Origin of the sequence: Alterinioella nitratireducens, assembly GCF_013155465.1 — a bacterium.
Taxonomy (GTDB): Bacteria; Pseudomonadota; Alphaproteobacteria; order Rhodobacterales; family Rhodobacteraceae; genus Alterinioella; species Alterinioella nitratireducens.
The window spans coordinates 66228-84917 of record NZ_JABJVX010000011.1; the positions used below are offsets into that span (position 1 = coordinate 66228).

General features: G+C 64.5%; 20 protein-coding genes. 17 read left to right on the top strand and 3 right to left on the bottom strand.

Annotation, left to right across the window (positions count from 1 at the left end):
- Positions 1–100 precede the first annotated feature (100 nt).
- The 6 genes from HNS34_RS16070 to ccmI are packed head-to-tail and all read left to right on the top strand — an operon-like array spanning position 101 to position 6475.
- Positions 101–826, top strand: coding sequence for a response regulator (locus HNS34_RS16070; protein ID WP_172321116.1), 726 nt, complete (start codon positions 101–103; stop codon positions 824–826).
- Between the two features lie 32 nt (positions 827–858).
- Positions 859–2283, top strand: a complete 1425-nt coding sequence (locus HNS34_RS16075; RefSeq protein ID WP_235952771.1) for an ATP-binding protein — start codon at positions 859–861, stop codon at positions 2281–2283.
- The gene (locus tag HNS34_RS16080; RefSeq protein ID WP_172321117.1) at positions 2280–4283 is read left to right on the top strand and encodes a heme lyase CcmF/NrfE family subunit; all 2004 of its coding nucleotides are present in this window, start codon (positions 2280–2282) and stop codon (positions 4281–4283) included. Before HNS34_RS16075 ends, HNS34_RS16080 begins: the two co-directional genes overlap by 4 nt.
- A 4-nt stretch (positions 4284–4287) precedes the next feature.
- Positions 4288–4845, top strand: coding sequence for a DsbE family thiol:disulfide interchange protein (locus HNS34_RS16085; RefSeq protein WP_172321118.1), 558 nt, complete (start codon positions 4288–4290; stop codon positions 4843–4845).
- Entirely contained in the window at positions 4842–5330 is a 489-nt protein-coding gene (locus tag HNS34_RS16090; RefSeq protein ID WP_172321119.1) for a cytochrome c-type biogenesis protein, read from the top strand. The genes HNS34_RS16085 and HNS34_RS16090 overlap by 4 nt, the downstream gene beginning before the upstream one ends.
- Positions 5327–6475: a c-type cytochrome biogenesis protein CcmI gene (gene ccmI / locus HNS34_RS16095; RefSeq protein WP_172321120.1), complete on the top strand. Its 1149-nt coding sequence runs from the start codon at positions 5327–5329 to the stop codon at positions 6473–6475. The genes HNS34_RS16090 and ccmI overlap by 4 nt, the downstream gene beginning before the upstream one ends.
- Before the next feature lie 21 nt (positions 6476–6496).
- Here ccmI and HNS34_RS16100 read toward each other — a convergent pair whose 3' ends face one another.
- The 3 genes from HNS34_RS16100 to HNS34_RS16110 are packed head-to-tail and all read right to left on the bottom strand — an operon-like array spanning position 6497 to position 9092.
- Positions 6497–8611, bottom strand: coding sequence for a protein-disulfide reductase DsbD family protein (locus tag HNS34_RS16100; RefSeq protein WP_214647508.1), 2115 nt, complete (start codon positions 8609–8611; stop codon positions 6497–6499).
- Positions 8612–8640: 29 nt separating this feature from the next.
- Positions 8641–8862, bottom strand: coding sequence for a hypothetical protein (locus tag HNS34_RS16105; RefSeq protein ID WP_172321121.1), 222 nt, complete (start codon positions 8860–8862; stop codon positions 8641–8643).
- Between the two features lie 2 nt (positions 8863–8864).
- Complete coding sequence (locus HNS34_RS16110) at positions 8865–9092, bottom strand: DUF2933 domain-containing protein (protein WP_235952772.1); 228 nt, start codon at positions 9090–9092, stop codon at positions 8865–8867.
- Positions 9093–9343: 251 nt separating this feature from the next.
- Here HNS34_RS16110 and HNS34_RS16115 point away from each other — a divergent pair, with 251 nt between their 5' ends.
- From HNS34_RS16115 to HNS34_RS16165, 11 genes are all read left to right on the top strand, one after another.
- Positions 9344–9937, top strand: a complete 594-nt coding sequence (locus tag HNS34_RS16115) for a L,D-transpeptidase (RefSeq protein ID WP_172321122.1) — start codon at positions 9344–9346, stop codon at positions 9935–9937.
- A 45-nt stretch (positions 9938–9982) separates the two neighbouring features.
- Entirely contained in the window at positions 9983–10441 is a 459-nt protein-coding gene (locus HNS34_RS16120; RefSeq protein WP_172321123.1) for a c-type cytochrome, read from the top strand.
- Entirely contained in the window at positions 10441–10818 is a 378-nt protein-coding gene (locus HNS34_RS16125) for a hypothetical protein (protein WP_172321124.1), read from the top strand. The genes HNS34_RS16120 and HNS34_RS16125 overlap by 1 nt, the downstream gene beginning before the upstream one ends.
- Before the next feature lie 32 nt (positions 10819–10850).
- Positions 10851–11411, top strand: a complete 561-nt coding sequence (locus tag HNS34_RS16130) for a c-type cytochrome (protein WP_172321125.1) — start codon at positions 10851–10853, stop codon at positions 11409–11411.
- A gap of 3 nt (positions 11412–11414) precedes the next feature.
- Positions 11415–12320, top strand: a complete 906-nt coding sequence (locus tag HNS34_RS16135; RefSeq protein ID WP_172321126.1) for a cytochrome c — start codon at positions 11415–11417, stop codon at positions 12318–12320.
- A 66-nt stretch (positions 12321–12386) separates the two neighbouring features.
- Positions 12387–13778 (top strand): multicopper oxidase family protein, encoded by a 1392-nt coding sequence (locus HNS34_RS16140; protein WP_172321127.1) that lies wholly within the window; start codon positions 12387–12389, stop codon positions 13776–13778.
- A gap of 2 nt (positions 13779–13780) precedes the next feature.
- On the top strand, positions 13781–14269 hold the full coding sequence (locus HNS34_RS16145) for a c-type cytochrome (RefSeq protein ID WP_172321148.1): 489 nt from the start codon (positions 13781–13783) through the stop codon (positions 14267–14269).
- 1 nt (position 14270) lies between these two features.
- Positions 14271–15008, top strand: coding sequence for a DsbA family protein (locus tag HNS34_RS16150; protein ID WP_172321128.1), 738 nt, complete (start codon positions 14271–14273; stop codon positions 15006–15008).
- 121 nt (positions 15009–15129) lie between these two features.
- Positions 15130–15711, top strand: coding sequence for a L,D-transpeptidase (locus HNS34_RS16155; protein WP_172321149.1), 582 nt, complete (start codon positions 15130–15132; stop codon positions 15709–15711).
- A 253-nt stretch (positions 15712–15964) separates the two neighbouring features.
- On the top strand, positions 15965–16111 hold the full coding sequence (locus HNS34_RS16160; RefSeq protein ID WP_172321058.1) for a hypothetical protein: 147 nt from the start codon (positions 15965–15967) through the stop codon (positions 16109–16111).
- Positions 16112–16131: 20 nt separating this feature from the next.
- Positions 16132–18684 carry an NAD-dependent epimerase/dehydratase family protein gene (locus HNS34_RS16165; RefSeq protein WP_172321129.1) on the top strand — a complete coding sequence of 851 codons (2553 nt, stop codon included), beginning with the start codon at positions 16132–16134 and terminating at the stop codon, positions 18682–18684.
- Positions 18685–18690: the final 6 nt, after the last annotated feature.

Here is an 18690-nt window from a genome sequence, read left to right on the forward strand (position 1 = left end):
GGGCTGGAAATGTATCGCGCCGTCGTGTTTTCCGCCCTTGTTACATACCGTGACAATTCCGAGGCGGAAACACCCCGTCCTTTTGCATAGGACTTACGCGATGAAGTCAGAAAGCCCCCATATCCTCGTCGTGGACGATCACCGCGAAATCCGGGATGCCGTGACACGGTTCCTGCAAAAAAGCGGCTTGCGGGCGACCTCGGCGACGGATGCCGCGGATATGGACCAGAAACTTGCCGTCGGCAGTTTCGACTTGATCGTGCTGGATGTCATGATGCCGGGCGAGGACGGGCTGTCGGTCTGTCGCAGGCTGTCCGCCTCGGGGTCGTGCTCGATCATCATGCTGACGGCGCTTGGCGATGACATGGACCGGATCATCGGGCTTGAGATCGGTGCGGATGACTATCTGCCCAAACCGTTCAACCCGCGCGAGCTTCTGGCCCGGATAAAGGCCGTGCTCAGGCGCAGCGACCGCCTGGAATCCCTCGCCGGGCGCCTGGCTGGAAAAACCGTCCAGTTCGCCCATTGGAGCCTTGACGTGGATCGGCGCGCGCTGCTGTCGGATACGGGGATCAAGGACAGCCTTTCCAATTCCGAGTTTCGCCTGCTGATCACTTTCCTGGAACGGCCCCGGCTGATCCTCAGCCGCGAACAGCTTCTGGACCTCACCGCCGGACGATCCGCCGGCCCGTTCGACCGGACAATCGACAATCAGGTGAGCCGCCTGCGCCGCAAGATCGAGGCCGACCCGATGCGTCCGCGGATCATAACGACCGTCCGTAACGGCGGCTACAGCCTGGCAACCGACGTGGAGGTTGCGTCGTGATCCGCGGCTTCTTCTCGAGTTTGCGCGGACAATTGATCCTGCTTCTTCTCGGCGTTCTGTTGGCGGCCCAGATCGTGAGCCTGTTCTTCTTTGTCGATGAACGCAGCCTTGCCGTTCGTGCCGCACTGGGTTTCGAAGCGGCAGGTCGTGCCGCAAGCGTCGCCCGCCTTCTGGAGGAGGCCCCGATCGAATTGCACGCGTCCATCCTGCGGGCCGCCAATTCACCCCTGGTTCGTTTTGACGTGACCGAAAGCCCGCAGGTTCAGGAAGCCGATCACAATGTCGCCGGACCGGTCGAGGACAGGATCAGAAGGCTGCTCGGCGATCAGTTCACCCGAGAGATCAGGGTAGATGTGCATGACGTCGAGGGGACGATCATGCCCTTGTCGCATCTCTCACCCGATATGGCAGAAATGCACGTCGCGATGATGCGGGGCGATCTGTCGGCATTGGAGATGAGCGTTTCGATCGCGCTGTCGGGGGGCGATTGGCTGAATGTCGAGACCCGGTTCGAACGGCCCCCGCTGCAATGGGCCTGGGGCTCGACCGTGACCTTCGTGGGGACAGCCGCGGTTCTTCTGGCGGCTGGATTCTGGTTCCTGATGACAGGGATCACCGGCCCCTTGAGACGCCTGGCCGTGGCCAGCGAACGTCTGGGCCGCGGTGAGGATATGGAGCCTGTGGAACCGACCGGCCCGACCGAGGTGCGCGATCTGACGGCGGCCTTCGGTATCATGCAGCAACGTCTGACCCGGTTTGTCGAGGATCGCACGCGCATGCTGGCCGCCATTGGCCACGATCTGCGCTCGCCGCTGACGGCGCTGCGGGTCAGAACGGAGATGGTGGATGACACGGAAACCCGCGATGCACTGACCTCCAGCATCGAAGAGATGCAGGGGATGCTGGATGCGACCCTGTCCTATGCCCGCGGCGTCAGTGCCTCCGAGGCGTCCGAGCGCGTCCAGGTCGGGCAGATGCTCGGCGACATCAACCAGACACTGACCACTCCTGTCTCGCTTGCGCCGGGGCCGGAGGTTTCGGTGTCGGTGCGCCCGTTCGCATTCCGGCGTGCGGTGCGCAACCTGATCGAGAACGCGCAGCGCTATGGCGGCAACGCGCGGGTCAGCTATGACGTTCAGGGCGAGGTTCTGGCAATCCGCATTGCCGATGATGGTCCGGGCATTCCCGACGACCTGCTGGAGGACGTGTTTGCGCCTTTCCACCGGCTGGAACAATCGCGGTCCCTGGATACCGGCGGGCACGGCCTGGGTCTGTCGATCGCCCGTGGTATCTTGCGGGCACATGGCGGCGATGTCATATTGTCCAACGCGCCCGAGGGGGGTCTGATCGCCACCCTCACCCTGCCGATCGATACGGCGGCCTCCGTGAATGGGCCTGAAACCGCACCGGGTGATTTCCGCCCGTATCCCGAAATCGAATATCGAGGAACGACATGATCCCTGAACTCGGACAATTCGCGCTGACGCTCGCTTTTGGCTTCGCGCTGGTTCAAAGCGTGCTGCCGATGCTCGGCGCGTCCCGTGGCAACCTGCTCTGGATGCGTTCGGCGCGGGCAACATCGCTGGCGCAGGTGGCCTTCACCCTGGTTGCCTTCGCGGCGCTGATGCGGTCATTCGTGGTCAGCGATTTCACCGTGTTGAACGTGGTCGAGAACTCCCATTCGCTCAAGCCGCTTCTGTTCAAGATCGCGGGCACCTGGGGCAGCCACGAGGGCTCCTTGCTTCTGTGGGTGCTGATCCTGACCGTGTTCGGGGCCGGGGTGTCGTTCTTCGGCACCAATATTTCGGAGGGGCTGCGCGCCCGGACCCTTTCGGTGCAGGCCTGGATCAGCGTCGGTTTCTTCAGCTTCATGCTGTTCACGTCGAACCCGTTCGAGCGGGTCTTTCCGCCCCCCGCGGATGGCCAGGATCTCAATCCGCTGCTTCAGGATGTCGGCCTCGCCATGCACCCGCCGCTGCTCTATTTCGGCTATGTCGGTTTTTCGATCGTGTTCTCCTTCGCTGTCGCCGCGCTGATCGAAGGGCGGGTCGATGCGGCCTGGGCGCGGTGGGTGCGGCCATGGACGCTGGCGGCCTGGATCAGCCTGACCGCCGGCATCGCTGTCGGGTCATGGTGGGCCTATTACGAGCTTGGCTGGGGCGGCTGGTGGTTCTGGGATCCGGTCGAGAATGTCAGCTTCATGCCGTGGCTCCTGGGCACCGCGCTGCTGCATTCCGCCATCGTGACCGAGAAACGCGACGCGTTCAAAAGCTGGACGATCCTGCTTGCGATCCTGACCTTCTCCATGTCGCTTCTGGGCACTTTCATCGTGCGGTCGGGGCTGCTCACGTCGGTCCACGCTTTCGCCGTCGATCCCGAACGCGGGCTCTATATCCTGTGGCTTCTGGGGATCAGCATCGGGGGATCCCTGCTGCTCTTCGCGTGGCGCGCCCCGGCGCTTGAATCCGGCGGCCTGTTCCGTCCGATCAGCCGCGAAGCCGGATTGCTCGTGAACAACCTGCTGCTCGCCTCGGCGACCGGCACCGTCCTCTTCGGCACGCTCTATCCGTTGTTTATCGAAGCCCTCAGCGGAGAACGTCTTTCCGTCGGGCCACCGTTCTTCAACGCAACCTTCATCCCGATAATGCTGCCCTTGGTCTTTGTCATGGCGATCGGGCCGTTTCTGTCGTGGAAACGCGCCGATCTTGCGGGTGTCCTGCAACGGTTGAAATTCGCGGCCGTGCTGTCGGGCCTGACCGCGCTGGTGGTCTGGTACCTGACCGAAGGCGGGCCGGTTCTGGCCTATCTGTCCCTTGCGCTTGCCGTCTGGCTTCTCCTTGCCACGGTGATGGAATGGGCGGGGCGGATCCGGTTTGGCGAGGTGCCCCTCCGGGAGGCGCTGCGCCGCGCGAAGAACCTGCCCCGCGCGGCCCATGGGATGACGATGGCGCATCTCGGTCTTGCCGTCGCGATCGTGGGTTTCGTCGGATCGACGGCCTGGAAATCGGAAGAGATCGTGTTCGTCACGCCGGGCACGGAGATCTCGATTGCCGGCTTCGATGTGGTCTATGAAGGCGTCGAGCGGATCACCGGGCCGAACTATGTCGCCAACCGGGGAACCCTCGTCGTCGAACGCGACGGCGACTACGTGACGACACTCTACCCCGAACGCAGGCAGTATCCCGTCGCGCAATACAGCACGACGGAATCGTCAATCCGCTCCACCTTGGCAGGCGATCTCTATGCCTCGCTGACGGAACCCGCCAATGCCGAGGCCGAGGCGCGGGGGGCCTGGACGCTGCGCATCCTCTATGAACCACTGGTGAATTTCATCTGGATCGGTTCGGCAATGCTGGTTCTCGGTGGCGGCTTGTCGCTGTCGGACAGGCGTCTGCGTATCGGCGCGCCACGCCGTTCGGCCCGCCGATCCGCGGCCGCTGAAACCCCCGCGGAGTAAACCCATGAAGCGCCTTCTTTTCGCCAGCCCGGTCATTGTCGCTCTGGTCTTTGGTGCGTTCTTCCTGTGGGGCCTGAACCCCGAACGCGATCCGAACTCCATCCCGTCCGTGCTGATCTCCCGGCCTGCGCCCGTTTTCGAGTTGCCAGAGGTTGCGGGAACCGGTGTGCCGGGCTTCTCGAACGCTGATCTGGAGGGGAACGATGCACCGGTGATTGTCAACGTCTTCGCCTCGTGGTGCGTCCCGTGTCGGGCCGAACACGCGGTTCTGACCCGCCTGGTCGCGGAGGAAGGCGTGCAACTGTTCGGCATCAATTACCGGGACGAGCCGGAGGATGCCGCCCGCTGGCTGAACGAGCTTGGCAATCCCTACGTACGTATCGGCTCCGATATCGACGGGCGCGTTGGCCTCGACTGGGGCCTGACCGGGGTTCCGGAAACCTTCATCGTCGGCCCGGACGGGACGGTTCTTTACAAACATATTGGTCCGATCCTGGGCGATGTGGCAATTCGTAACTTCACGACCGCCCTCGCCCAGGCCCGGCAGGCAGGCATGACATGATCACCCGACTTCTTCTTGTCCTCGCAGTGGTGTTGACCTCCGCGACCATCGCCCTGGCGGTCGAGCCGGACGAGATGCTGGACGACCCGGCGCTGGAGGCCCGCGCGCGCGAAGTGTCGCAGCAGCTTCGTTGCGTCGTCTGCCAGAACCAGGACATCGACAGTTCCAACGCCGGCATCGCGCGCAACATGCGGGTGCTGGTTCGGGAGCGCATCGTTGCCGGTGACAGCAATGACGAGGTTCTGGAAGCCATGGTCGCGCGCTACGGCAACTACGTTCTGCTGCGCCCGCCCTTCAACACACAGACCTATGCCTTGTGGCTTGCGCCGCTGGTCCTGGTGCTTCTGGCCGCATCCATCGGCATCGCCGTCATTCGGCAGGCACGGCGAAAAAAACATGAGAAACCAGATGAATTGACCGCCGAAGAGGAGGACGCCCTCCGGTCGGTCATCGACACCCCGCCAACGACGGAGACCCGCCAATGACGCTTTTCCTGATCTTCGCGGCCATGGCGGCCGTTGCGATCCTGTTCGTGCTGCTGACGCTGCGCCGGGGTGATGAGAACAGGGGGGACCGCAAGGCAGGCGCGGTTGCCATTCTGCGCGACCAACTGGCGGAGATCGAGCGGGACGAAGCGCGCGGGCTGATCAACAGTGCCGAAGCCCGCGACGCCGGGATCGAGGTCAAGCGGCGGCTGCTGGCCTATTCGGGCGCGCAGACCCGCACTGCCTCGTCGCCTCGGCGCGGCGCCTGGGTTCTGGTTCCTGTCCTCGCGGTCGTCCTGACCAGCGGCGTCGGGCTCTACGTCGTCCTGGGTCAACCCGACGTGCCAAGCGTGCCCTTCGCCGAGCGTGGGGCGGAACGCGCGGCGGCGAACGAAATGGCAGGCCTGGCCGCCGAACTGCGCAACCGCCTGGAGGCCGAACCGGATGGGGGTGCGCATGAGGGCTGGATATTGCTTGGCCGGACATACATGCGGATGTCCAATTATTCCTCGGCGGTCGAGGCGTTTACCGTCGCCTCCGAGCGTTCCGAAGCCTCTTCGGCCACGTTCTCGCAACTGGCCGAGGCGATGATTGCCAATGAGGACGGGATCGTGACACCGCCCGCCGAGGCCGCGATTGACCGGGCGGTCGAACTGGATCCGCTCAATCCGGCAGCGGTCTACTATCAGGCCATCGCGCTTGAACAATCCGGCAGCAGCGCAATGGCCTATGATGCCCTGGCGAACCGGATTGCGGTCGAAACCGAGATCACCCCCTGGATGGAGATCTTTGTCGCCCGCCTGAACCGGATCGGAGAACGCATCGGGCGGGCACCTGTCGGCCCGATGATGCTGATGGCCGGAACCGACACCCCCGGCCCGAGTGCGGCTGACATGGAGGCCGCGGCGGAATTGAGCGCCGAGGATCGCGCCGCGATGGTGCAATCCATGGTCGCGCGCCTTGCTGCCCGGTTGGAGGAGGAGTCGGACGACCTGGAGGGCTGGTTGCGGCTGGCCAATGCGTACCGGGTTCTGGGCGAGCTCGATGCCGCGCGCGACGCCCTTGCCCGCGCCGAGCCGCTGCTTCCCGAAACCGGTCCTGCGCGGCAAAGCTTCGAGGCGCTTTCAGCCGATCTTGTAGACTGACCTGCCCGCCAGCGGCGGGGCTCAGTCGGCGGCGGCCACCGCGCTGGTCGCCGCCTCGCGCAGCGCCTCCATGACCACCTCGGCATTCAGAAGCTCCGGCAGCACGATCCCTTCCGGGGCGCCGGGGCCATAAACCGCGTTGAACGGGATGCCGTAACGGTCGAAGGCGGCCAGATAGCGCGAGATATCCTCATCGGGTCGCGTCCAGTCGGCGCGCATGGCGATCACACCGTCCGCGGCCAGGGCTTCCACCACCGGGTCGCGGTCAAGGACCAGAACCTTGTTGGCCTGGCAGGTCAGGCACCAATCGGCGGTCACATCGACGAACACGGTTTCTCCGCGCGAGACATGGCGGGCAATCGCGGCCCGGTCGAAGTTGATCCATTCGGTGCCCGCCTCCCGGACCGCCCCGTCCTGATCCGCGAACTGGCCCGCCGCGTAGATCGGGGCCACGGCCAGCACCGCGATGCCGGCCCATCTTGCAACCGGCGGCACGCGCTTCACGGTCAGCAGACCGATCAGGGCGATCACCAGCCCGACGGTCACCGACACCGAAACCGGTCCGGCCACGCCCGACAAGACCCAGACCAGCCAGGCCGCGGTCAGAAGCAGCAAGAGACCCAGAACCACCTTCAGCACGATCATCCACCGCCCCGGCTTCGGCGCGATCAGCGCCAGGCGTGGATAGGCGGCGACCGCGAAATAGGGCGTGGCAAGGCCAAGCCCGAGCCCGGTGAACACGACGCCGATATCGACGATGCCGCCGGTCAGCGCAAAGGCGATGGCGGTGCCCAGGAAGGGCGCGGAACAAGGCGTGGCCAGCATGGCGGCAAAGGCCCCGGTGGCGAAATCCCCGCCATAGCCGCGCCGCGCGCCGCTGTCGGCCAGGCGGGTCTGCATCCGCGACGGCAAGGAAATATCGAACAGCCCCAGCATGTTCGCGGCAAAGATGGACAGGATGACGACCATCAGGGCCAGGAAGCCGGGGTTCTGGAACTGCAATCCCCACCCCACCGTGACGCCGACCTGGCGCAGGCCGAACGTCGCTGCGGCCAGCACCCACATGAACGCCATCACCCCGACGGCCGAGGCCAGAAACCTGGCGCGGATTTCCCCGCCGGTCTTGTCCCTTCCGGTGATCACCGATGCCAGCTTGATCGACAGCACCGGAAGAACGCAGGGCATCACATTCAGGATGAGCCCGCCCAGAAAGGCGACCAGCCCGATCCAGACCAGGGCGGAAATCGGCCTGCGCTCGACCTGGAGTGCAAACGGGGCCGGCGGGGACGCGTCCAGGGGGCGCGCCTCGACCGTGCGCGCCAGATCGCCATCGGTAAGCGTGATCACGGGCGCTGGCGCGTCCGGGTCCAGCGACAAGATCGGAAACTGCGCCCATAGCGCGCGCCCGTTATCCGCAAGCCGGATATCGGGTTCGCCGAACGCCGTGAAACTGCCCATTTCGGGAAACACGTCCGGGGCCTCGAAGGAATGGCTTCCTTGTGCCGTGACGGTCAGCGTCCGGTCATCCTCGTTCACGAAGACGGCAACGTCCGAGATCGCCTCGGTCGGGCCAACGAGCGGCACCCTTGCGGCAAAGGTCGCGATCCGCGCCGCCGAGGTCCGGTCGATCGCGTCCTGCGTTCCGGCCCCCCCCGCGGGCAGATCGAGCGCGAAGGTGGAACTGGACGGCACACAGACGTCCGAACAGACCAGCACATTGGCTTCGGCCCGCAGGCTGACAGCCTCTCCCGGCCGCTCCAGACGGATGCGGACGGGCAACACGACCTCTCCCGAATAGCCGAAATTCTGAATGCCGAAGGCGGTGAAACGCTCCGGTGCAGGCCACAGGATCTCGACCTCGGCCACATTGTCCGATCCGGTGAAATCCAGCTCGGGCGGCAGGCCCACCTCGCCCGGGCTGCGCCAATAGGTCTTCCAGCCCTCCGACAACGACATGTCGAGACCGGCAGAGATCGAACTTGCCCCCGGCGCGACCTGGTTCTCCGCCGTCACCAGCCTGACCTCGAGGGCGGGGCTGGATACGACATCGGAGGTCGCCGACATGGCGGGCAGCGGCATGGACAGGACCACGGCGACCAGCGCGATTACCCACCGGAAGGAGGACATTCTGCCCATCGGTTTCCCTTTCTTGATCTTGTCCGCGGCTAACGAACGACAAAGCCGGTGCGGTTGCCGTCGCACTCTACCCGGTAAACGCCTTCGCCGAGGTTTTCAACGGCTCGGCAATTGGCCCCGGCGCCCGGCACAGCCGATTCGACATCATCCATCGTCAGCGCCGGATTGGGGCATTGCCGGAGCGCGACACCACAGCCGCCCAGTCCAAGCAAAAGGCCGAACAAGCCGACCTTGCGCCAAAGAGGCCGCATGCTCAATGGCTTTGTGCAACGGTTCCGCGGCGCGCGACCGGCACGACGTCCTGCTGCGGGGCAGCCTCGGTTTCGGGTGATTCCGCCGCCCCGTGACAGGATCGGCCCATCATGCGGTGCATGACCACATGCAGCCCAAGGCAGGCCGCAAGCGGCAGGAACAGGCCGATATTGCCCAGAACCGCGTCAACCCCGCCGGTCAGCAGCACAATCGCGATGGGTGCGACCATGATCAGGCAGCACGCAATCATCCCGAACCTGGCAAACCGATTTCCGGTCTGACTTTGATCTGACCTGTTGCTCACCTGAATCACCTCGGCTGTTAATCGCTGTTTCGGACCATTGAGTTGCTTCCAGCACTGGAAGGTCAATGTTACATAGCGATACAATAATCACGACTTTGTAAGCCGCATTTGGATTGACCTTCCCGGGCTGGAAGGCTCGAAAAGTAAACGAAACGCGTTCGAGGACAATGGCAGGCATGAGCAGACACAAGATACAGACCATCACGCGACGTCGGATGCTGACGGTGGCGGCGATCGGAGTGCCTGCGTTGGCGGCCCCGACCGTGCTTCGCGCCTCTGCCGACGGCCCCGCGTCAGGTGCCGAAACCCGGCGCAACATATCGTCTTTCGCAGTGCATGACTGGCGCGATCACTTCGACGCCCTGGGGGTTGGGGTCATCCTGTCCGACACCAATCGGCGGATCCTTCAGCACTGGACGGCAGATGGCGAGATGCGGCTTTACCCCACCTCCGTTCCCGCGACCGATGAACTGACCCGCCGGGGCTATACCGAAGTGGTGGAGAAGCGCGAGAACCCCGGTTGGGCCCCCACCCCGTCAATGCGCGAGCGCAACCCCGAATGGCCGGCCTATGTGCCCGGCGGCGACCCGACCAACCCGCTCGGGACGCGGGCGCTGTATCTCAGTTGGCAATATTACCGAATCCACGGGACCCAGGACACGCGCAAGATCGGACGCCGCTCCTCGAACGGGTGCATCGGCCTGTTCAACGAACAGATCGAGGAGGTTTACGACCGCACCCCGCTCGGCACCCAGGTGCGCCTTATCTGACCCCCCAAACCCCCGCCGCCGGAATTTCCACGAAAGTACGCCCAAATGTCAAAAGCAGGTCTCGGCATCGCCGCCTTCTTCATCATCGGCCTGGCCCTTGCCGCCACCAATTTCCTCACCCGCGAAGACACCGCGCCGACCCATTCCATGGAGCCACCCGACCTTTCCGATGTCGAGGCGGGCGGGCCCATCGTCGATGTCGCCCTGCCAGCGGAACTGTCTCCCGAGGCGCAGGTCGGACAGCGCGTGTTCGAGGTTGCCTGCGCCGCGTGCCACGGGACGAATGCCGCCGGACAAAACGGCGTCGCGCCGCCGCTTATCCATCCGACCTACAGACCCAATCACCATTCCGACCAGGCATTCCTGATGGCCGCGCGCAATGGCGTGCCTGCGCATCACTGGGAATTCGGCAACATGCCGGTCATCGAAGGCCTGACCAACGCCGATGTCCGGGCCATCGTTCGGTATATCCGCGAGTTGCAGCGCGAGAACGGCATTTCCTGATGCGGTGGTTCTTCCACATCAACGAACCGATACGGTCGCTACTGCTGATTGCCCTCATGGTGCTCGGATTGCTGACCAATGCGCTGCCGGATGCCAACGGCGCGATCACCGACCGGATCGACGAGGCGCCCGAGGCGCAGGACAGCCATTCGCTTGCCGCGTATGATCATGGCCAGTCGGCGCCGGATCACCCCGAGATCGGCGGTCATTGCCATCCCGGACTGAACTGCTCCCTCTCGGGCGTGATGAACGGGCAGCAGGGCGTGTCCTTCGCGCGGCGTGCCGCTCTCGTCTCGCTGATCCATCCCGGTCACCACCTGGCGCCCTTCATCCAGGTCTATGATCCCCCGCCCCCACGAGGGCCGGTCTTGATGTAACCCCCAAGACAATCAAGACCGAGGACCGAGTTATGAAGAAGACGCTGGCGACCCTGACCGCGGGGGGCCTGCTCGTGGCAACCCTTGCCGCGTCGCATCAGGGTGCCACCGGCATCGTGCGCGAACGCATGGATGGCATGGTCGCGATGCGCGATACGGTGCGCGATCTGACGCCCATGATGCGAGGCCGGACCGAATATGCCCGCGAGGCCGTGCTCGACGCGGCGGCCGCGCTCGAACGCCATGCGGGCGAGACGATGACGGCGCTGTTTCCCGAAGGCAGCGACGACGCCGCCTCCTATGCACGGGCGGAAATCTGGCAGGACTGGGAGACCTTCGAGGCGATGGCAATGCGGATGGAAGTCGTCGCCGGGGCGCTGGCCGAGGCCGCCGATAACCCGCCAGGATCGGCGATGCTCGAACCGGTGGACAATTCCACCATGATGGGTGGCGGCCCCTCCATGATGGGCGGCGGCACGGCCACCGAACCCGACCCCGAGATGTTGGCGCAGATGCCGGTGGATCGGGTCTTCACGGTTGCGGCACAGGTCTGTTCGGCCTGCCATACCCAATTTCGCGCAGCACGGAATTGATCCATGAAGTGGTGGAAACTTTCAGGGCTGCTCATCGGCGTGGTTGCGGCAACATCGGGTGCCGTCATCCTCTGGCCCATCGGAACGCGACCCGACCCGATCCGGCTTGACGGCGATGTCGGTCGCGGGGCCTATCTGGCCCGTGCCAGCGGCTGCATCGCCTGTCACACCAATGCCGAGGGGGGCGGCGCACCGCTTGCGGGCGGCGTGGAACTGGAGACGCGGTTCGGCACCTACTATTCCCCGAACCTGACCACCGATCCCGTGCATGGCATCGGGGACTGGACCATCGAGGATTTTGCCGTCGCCATCCGCCAGGGCATCAGCCCGGAGGGTGAGCCCTATTATCCGACCTTCATCTATCCGTTCTACGCGGATTTCACGGATCAGGATATTGCGGATCTCTGGGCGGCGTTTCAGACCGTGCCGGCGGTCGCCGAAGCGGCCCCTGACCACGACGTCGGGTTCCCCTTCAACCTGAGATGGACCCTGAAGCTCTGGCGGGCCGCGTTCCTTACCGACCCGGAAACGGAACCGGTGGACGGGCGCAGCGATATCTGGAACCGGGGCCGGGAACTGGCCCGTGGTGCGGCCCATTGCGGCGCCTGCCATACCGGTCGCAACATCGTCGGCGCGCGAATTACCTCGTCCTTCTATGCGGGCAATGACGCGCTGCCCGGCGGCGATCATGCGCCGTCGATTCGGCTGGAGCATCTGATCGACCGGGGCTGGACGGTGGACTCACTGGTCTATGCGCTCGAAACAGGCATCACGCCGTCGGGGGATGTCCTTGGCGGCGGAATGGGGGAGGTGGTGCAATACGGCACCAGTTTCTTGACCCCGGAAGACCGATTGGCGATTGCCACCTATCTCATGGATCCCGAAGATGAAGACTGGGTCCGGGAGTGAAGACCTGATTTTTCCGGGCAGGGCCATCTGCCCGGAAAACACGGATGTTGAAGGATAGAGACGATCATGCAAACCCGACGACAGTTCATGGCAGGCTCTGCCGCGGCCACCGCCCTGCTCGGCTTGCTGCCGCGTCAGGCGATGGCGACGGTCGCGTTCGAGACGATCGAAGCGATGACCGCATCGGTCCAGCTGGCCCCCGACGGCTATCCCGCCACCGATATCTGGGGCTATGGCGGCACCGCCCCCGGCCCGGTCCTGCGCGTGGCCCAGGGCGGGCGGCTGCAACGGCGCCTGGTCAACAGCCTGCCGCAGGCCCACAGCATTCACTGGCACGGCATCCGCATCGACAACGCGATGGACGGTGTGCCCGGCCTGACACAGGCGGCGGTCGAGCCCGGAGACGGTTTCGATTACGACTTCGTGTTGCCCGATGCGGGAACTTATTGGTATCATTCCCACAACCGCTCGATGGAGCAGGTTGCAAGGGGGTTGCACGGGGCGCTGATCGTCGAGGAGGACACGCCGCCCGATATCGACCGGGAGGAGGTGTTGGTGCTCGACGATTGGCTGATCGACCCCGAAACCGGGCAGATCTCGGGCGATTTCGAGAGCGCGCATGCCCGCAGCCATGCCGGACGCCTGGGCAATCTCGTCCTCACCAACGGCATTTTCGACAAGACCATGACCGTGCAGCGCAACGAACGCCTGCGCCTGCGCCTGATCAACGCGGCCAATGCCCGGATCTTCGCTCTCGGGCTGTTCGGGCTCGAGGGCTGGACCATGGCGCTGGACGGGATGCCCCTGCCCGCGCCCGAGCCACTGGAGGAGGTGGTTGTGCTTGGCCCCGGCCAGCGTGCCGACCTGATCGTCGATGTCATAGCCGAACAGGGCAGCACGGCCTATCTGGCCCGCGCCGATGAGGCGCGCGGCACGCCGCAGGTCTCGTTCCAGGTCCGGGGTCAGGCCAGCCTGGCACGGCGCGGCACACCGGACGCCCTGCCGCCCAATCCCGGCGATGCGTTCAACCTGTCGGGCGACAGCGTCGACCTGACCCTGAACATGGAGGGCGGCGCCATGGGCACGCTCCGCGGGGCCATGCTCGACGGCGAGGAGACGGGCTTCCGCGAGATGGCCCAGGCCAACCAGTTCTGGGCCTTCAACGGGATGGTCGGCATGCCGGACACCCCCCTGGCCACGCTGGACAGGGGACAGATCGCGCGGCTGACGATCTCGAACGATACCGCCTTTCCACATGCCATGCACCTGCACGGAATACATTTCCGCGAGGTTCTGGCCGACGGCACGCTTGGTCCGATGCGCGACACGCTTCTGATGGACAGCGCGGAACGCCGCGAGATCGCCTTTGCCGCCGACAATCCGGGCGACTGGCTGTTGCATTGCCATATGCTGTCCCATGCGGTGTCGGGCATGATGACCTGGGTTCGGGTGGCATGATGATGAAACGCTTGCACATTCCCCTCGCCGTCATCGCGATCGCCAGCCTGGTCGCGCCCTCCTGGAATGCCTCGGCACAGACGGCCTCCGAGGATTTGCCGATCATGCCCGAGACTGTGGACCTGTCACAGGGGGCCACCCTCTACGCCGAGAACTGCGCCGCCTGTCACGGGGCCGAACTTGAGGGCCAGCCGGATTGGCGCTCACCGGGGCCGGATGGCATCCTGCCCGCGCCGCCCCATGACGACACCGGGCATACCTGGCACCATTCCGATGCGGTGCTCTACAACTACACGGCACTTGGCGGTGAAGAGGTGATGGCCCGTATGGGGCTTCCCTTCGACAGCGGCATGCCGGGTTTTGCCGACATCCTGACACCACAGGAAATCTGGAATATTCTCGCCTATATTCAATCCACATGGCCTGACAGAATCCAAGAGATGCAGGCCGTTCGCACAGAGGCGGAAATTTCCGCCCAGGGAGACCGTTGAAATGACCTTGATCAAACGAATTTTCGTCGCTGCATTGCTGCTCGTCCTGCCGCTTGCCGCCACGGCCCAGGACGCCATGACCGAGGATCGCGTGCGTGAACTGGTGCGCGAGACCATCTTGGCAAATCCCGAGATTCTGGTGGAGGCCATCGCAATCCTCGAAGAACGTGCGGCGCAGGAACGGGTGACCGGCAGCGCCGACATGATCGCCGCACAGCGCGAGCAGCTCGAACAGGATCCCAACGCGCCCGTGCTGGCCAACGCGGATGGCGATGTCACCATCGTGGAATTCTTCGACTACAACTGCCCCTATTGCCGCCGCGCCGCACCGACCATCGAAAACCTGGTCGAGGCCGATCCCGGTATCCGCCTGGTCTATCGCGAGTGGCCGATCCTCGGCGAAGGTTCGGTCTTTGCCGCCCGCGCAGCCCTCGCATCGCGCCAACAGGGGCTCTACGAGGAGTTTCACTGGGCCATGATGGACATGAGCGGCCGCGCCGAGGAACGCTCGGTCCTGACCATCGCGGCCGAGATCGGCCTGGATATCGACCAGCTGCGCGCCGACATGGAGGCCCCCGAGGTCGCCGAGCATATCGAGACCTCGATGCGGCTTGCCGATCTTCTGGGCATCACGGGAACGCCGACATTCATTCTGGGTGAAAACCTGGTTCCGGGCGCGGTGGAACAGGAGGTTCTTCAGCGATTGGTGGACGAGGTGCGTGAGGAACAGGCGCAGTAGGCGCTGGTAACGAAGGACAAGGCCAGGACGGCCATGTGAAAGGAAGAGAAGCGAAGCTGGGATTGTTAGGGCGGTTGGCCCCGCTGTCCCAACAATTGATAGAAAGGAAAAAATTATGACCATGGACACGGCCCGTCGGGCCTTCATTGCCGGCATCGGCGCAACCGCGGCCCTCGGCGCGACCGGCAGTTTGGCGCATCCCGCCACCTTGCCCGAACGCTTCCTGCCGCAACTCGTCAATACCTATCGGACCGATTGGCTGGCCGGCGATATTCACGTCACACCGGACGATTTTTTCCTCTATTTCATGTTGGATCGCGGATTGGCCATCCGCTACGGCGTCGGTGTCGGTCGCGCGAACCTTTACGAGGCCGGCACCTTCACCGTGCAACGCAAGGCGGAATGGCCGAGGTGGCGGCCGACGGATGCGATGATCCGGCGCGAACCCGGACGCTATGCCCGCTTCGCCGACGGTGTCCCCGGCGGGCCGGAGAACCCGCTCGGCGCGCGGGCGCTCTATCTCTACGATGCGGACGGGCACGATACTTACCTGCGGATCCACGGCACCAACGCGCCTGCCACCATCGGCACCGCCGTGTCGAACGGCTGCGCCCGCCTGACCAATGAGCATGTCATCGACCTCTACCCCCGCGTCGAGATCGGCGCGCAGGTCTTCCTTTATCCCAAGGTGAACACGGTCTGATCCGAGGACAGGATCAACCCTTTCGCCTATTCGAGCGACGCCTCCAACAAGGTGTGATCCCGGCCCCCTGATCCGGCGACCGTCCCGATGTGCGGTCGTCAGCCAGGGGCGAAAACATGAACCAGACCGTCTAGACGGGGCATTGCCCATCGTCGAAGGCGGTCTGTAGCGATCAACATGACTCGCAAACGCTGCGTCCATCCGTCCGGCGCTGGAAATTGGAACCAGATGCCGACGCGATCGTTGGGAACCCATGGAATTCGAACGAAGGGCGGGATCCATGGTCGATGGCGGAATGATGGGGGACGGCATGATGCCCGGCGTGGGAATCGCCTGGCAATTGGTCGTGGTGGCTCTGGGTCTCGCGCTCTCGGCGCTGGTGAAATTCCTGCGCACATAGCTTGAAGCCGGAGCAGCACCATGTCGGATGACAACAAGCCTGTCGTAATTGTCACAGGGTCGAGCGGGTATCTCGGGTCCGCCGTGGTGCGCCGGTTGCACGGAACCTACCGGGTCGTCGGGCTTGACCGGTACGCGCCGCCGCACCCGCCGCATCAGGCCGAATGTGTCTGTTTCGACATCACCGATCAGGCAAGCGTCGATACCGCGCTTGATCGTGTGCGGCTGGCCTATGGCGACCGGATCGCCGCCTGCATTCACCTTGCGGGCTATTTCGATCTCAGCGGCGAGGATAATCCCGCCTATGATGCCGTCACGGTCGAGGGTTCACGGCGGCTGCTGAAGGGGCTTCAGGCGTTCGAGCTGGAACAGTTCGTCTTTGCCTCCACCATGCTGGCCCATGCGCCGACCGAGCCGGGGGAACCGATAGACGAGGATCATCCTCTCGAACCCAAGTTTCCCTACCGCGCATCGAAGGTGCGCACGGAGAAGGTGCTGCGCGAGGAGCGGGGCGATGAGAAACTCGTGCTGATGCGCCCCGCCGGTATCTATGACGACACCGGAAAATCGGCGTTCCTGGCCCACCAGATCGCGCGCATTCACGAACGACGCTTCAACGGCAAGGTCTATCCCGGCGATCTGTCGCGCGGGCAGGCGTTTCTGCACCTGGATGATTTCCTCGACGCGGTGGAACGCATCGTTGACCGGCGCGCCAAACTGCCGGACGTCTTTCCCGTGCTTCTGGGTGAAACCGACCCGATCCCGTTCGGAGACTTGCAGCGGCTGATCGGGCGCGAGCTGCATGGCGAGGACTGGATCACCTGGAACGTGCCGCCGCAACTGGCCAAGCTCGGTGCCTGGACCGAAAACGAGGTCTTCGGCGAGGATGCCTTCATCCAGGCCTGGATGGTCGATATTTCCAGCGACCACTACGAGCTTGACCTGTCGGCGGCGAAAAAGCACCTGAACTGGACGCCCGAACACAGCCTGCGCGATGACATTCCGGGCATCCTTCAGCGCCTGAAGGACGACCCCTACGGATGGTATGAGGCGAACGGATTGAACGCCGCCCGCGTTTCGGCGGCCAAGGTCGAGACCGCCGCCGCGGAAGAGGCGACCGAGGAGGCGCCGACCGAGGCAGACGCGGACACCGCCATGCGCGAGCATGATCAACACATGCGGCAGATGCATTTCTCGATGCTCTGGGTGCATTGGCTGGTCATGGCTCTCGGCCTGTGGCTGGCCACCGCGCCATCGGTGTTCGGCACTTTCGACCAGACCGAATTCAGCGCGGCGGTCCTTCGCGTGACGGAGGATCGCGGCCTCTGGGCCGCCGCGACCCGCAGCTGGCTGACCGCGTGGAACGATGTCTTCACCGGGCTGGCCATCATGGTCTTTGCCGCCCTGTCGCTGCGCCCCGGCAACGGTTGGGCGCAATGGGCGAATGCCGCGCTCGGCGTCTGGCTGCTGGCCGCGCCGCTGGTGTTCTGGACGCCGGATGCGGCCGTCTATGCCAATGACACGCTGATCGGCGCGCTGGTGGTCGCCCTGACGATCCTGATCCCGATGATGCCGGGCATGTCGCGCGAGGGGATGATGGACGATAGCGACATCCCGCCCGGCTGGACCTATTGCCCCTCCACCTATGTCCAGCGCCTGCCGATCATCGCGCTCGGTGTCGTGGGCTTCATCCTGTCGCGCATTCTGTCGGCCTATCAGCTCGGCCATGTCGATGCCGTGTGGGAGCCGTTCTTTTCCTCGCCCGTCGCACTGAACGGGACCGAATACATCATCACTTCGGAAGTGTCGAAAGCCTGGCCCATTGCCGATGGCGGCCTGGGCGCCATGAGCTACATGTTCGAGATATTGATGGGCGTGATGGGCAGCCGCCTGCGCTGGCGCACGATGCCCTGGATGGTCGCGCTGTTCGGGATCGTGGTCGGGCCGCTCGGCGTGGTCAGCATCTATTTCATCATCATCCAGCCGATCACCATCGGCACCTATTGCACGATCTGCCTGCTGGCGGCGCTGGCCATGCTGATCATGATCCCATTCTCGCTCGATGAGATTGTCGCGATGGTGCAGTTCATGGTCTGGAACACGCGCCGGGGCAGGCCGTTCTGGCGCGCGTTCTTCCGCGGCGATGCGCTGCCCGGTGGCACGACGGGCGGCGAAATGAGCTTCGACGCGCGCCCGATGCAGGTCTTCCGGCAAAGCGCGCGCGGCGTCACCGTTCCATGGACGCTCGGGCTTAGTGCGGGGATCGGTGCTGTCCTGATGCTGTCGCGCGCGATCTTCGGCAACGACGCGGCAATGGCCAACAGCGACCACCTGCTCGGCGCCCTGGTCCTGACCACGGCGGTCATCGCCTGGGCCGAGGTCGCGCGGCCCTTGCGGTTCCTCAACATCCTCTTCGGCCTCTGGCTCATCACCGCGCCGTGGTTCCTGGACGGCGGCACGGTCGCAGGCAGCCTTGTCGGCATCCTCGCCGGGATCGCTCTCATCGCGCTCAGCCTGCCGCGCGGCAAGCGCAGCAAGGAACATTATGGAAGTTGGGACAGGTTCATTATCTGACCCGAC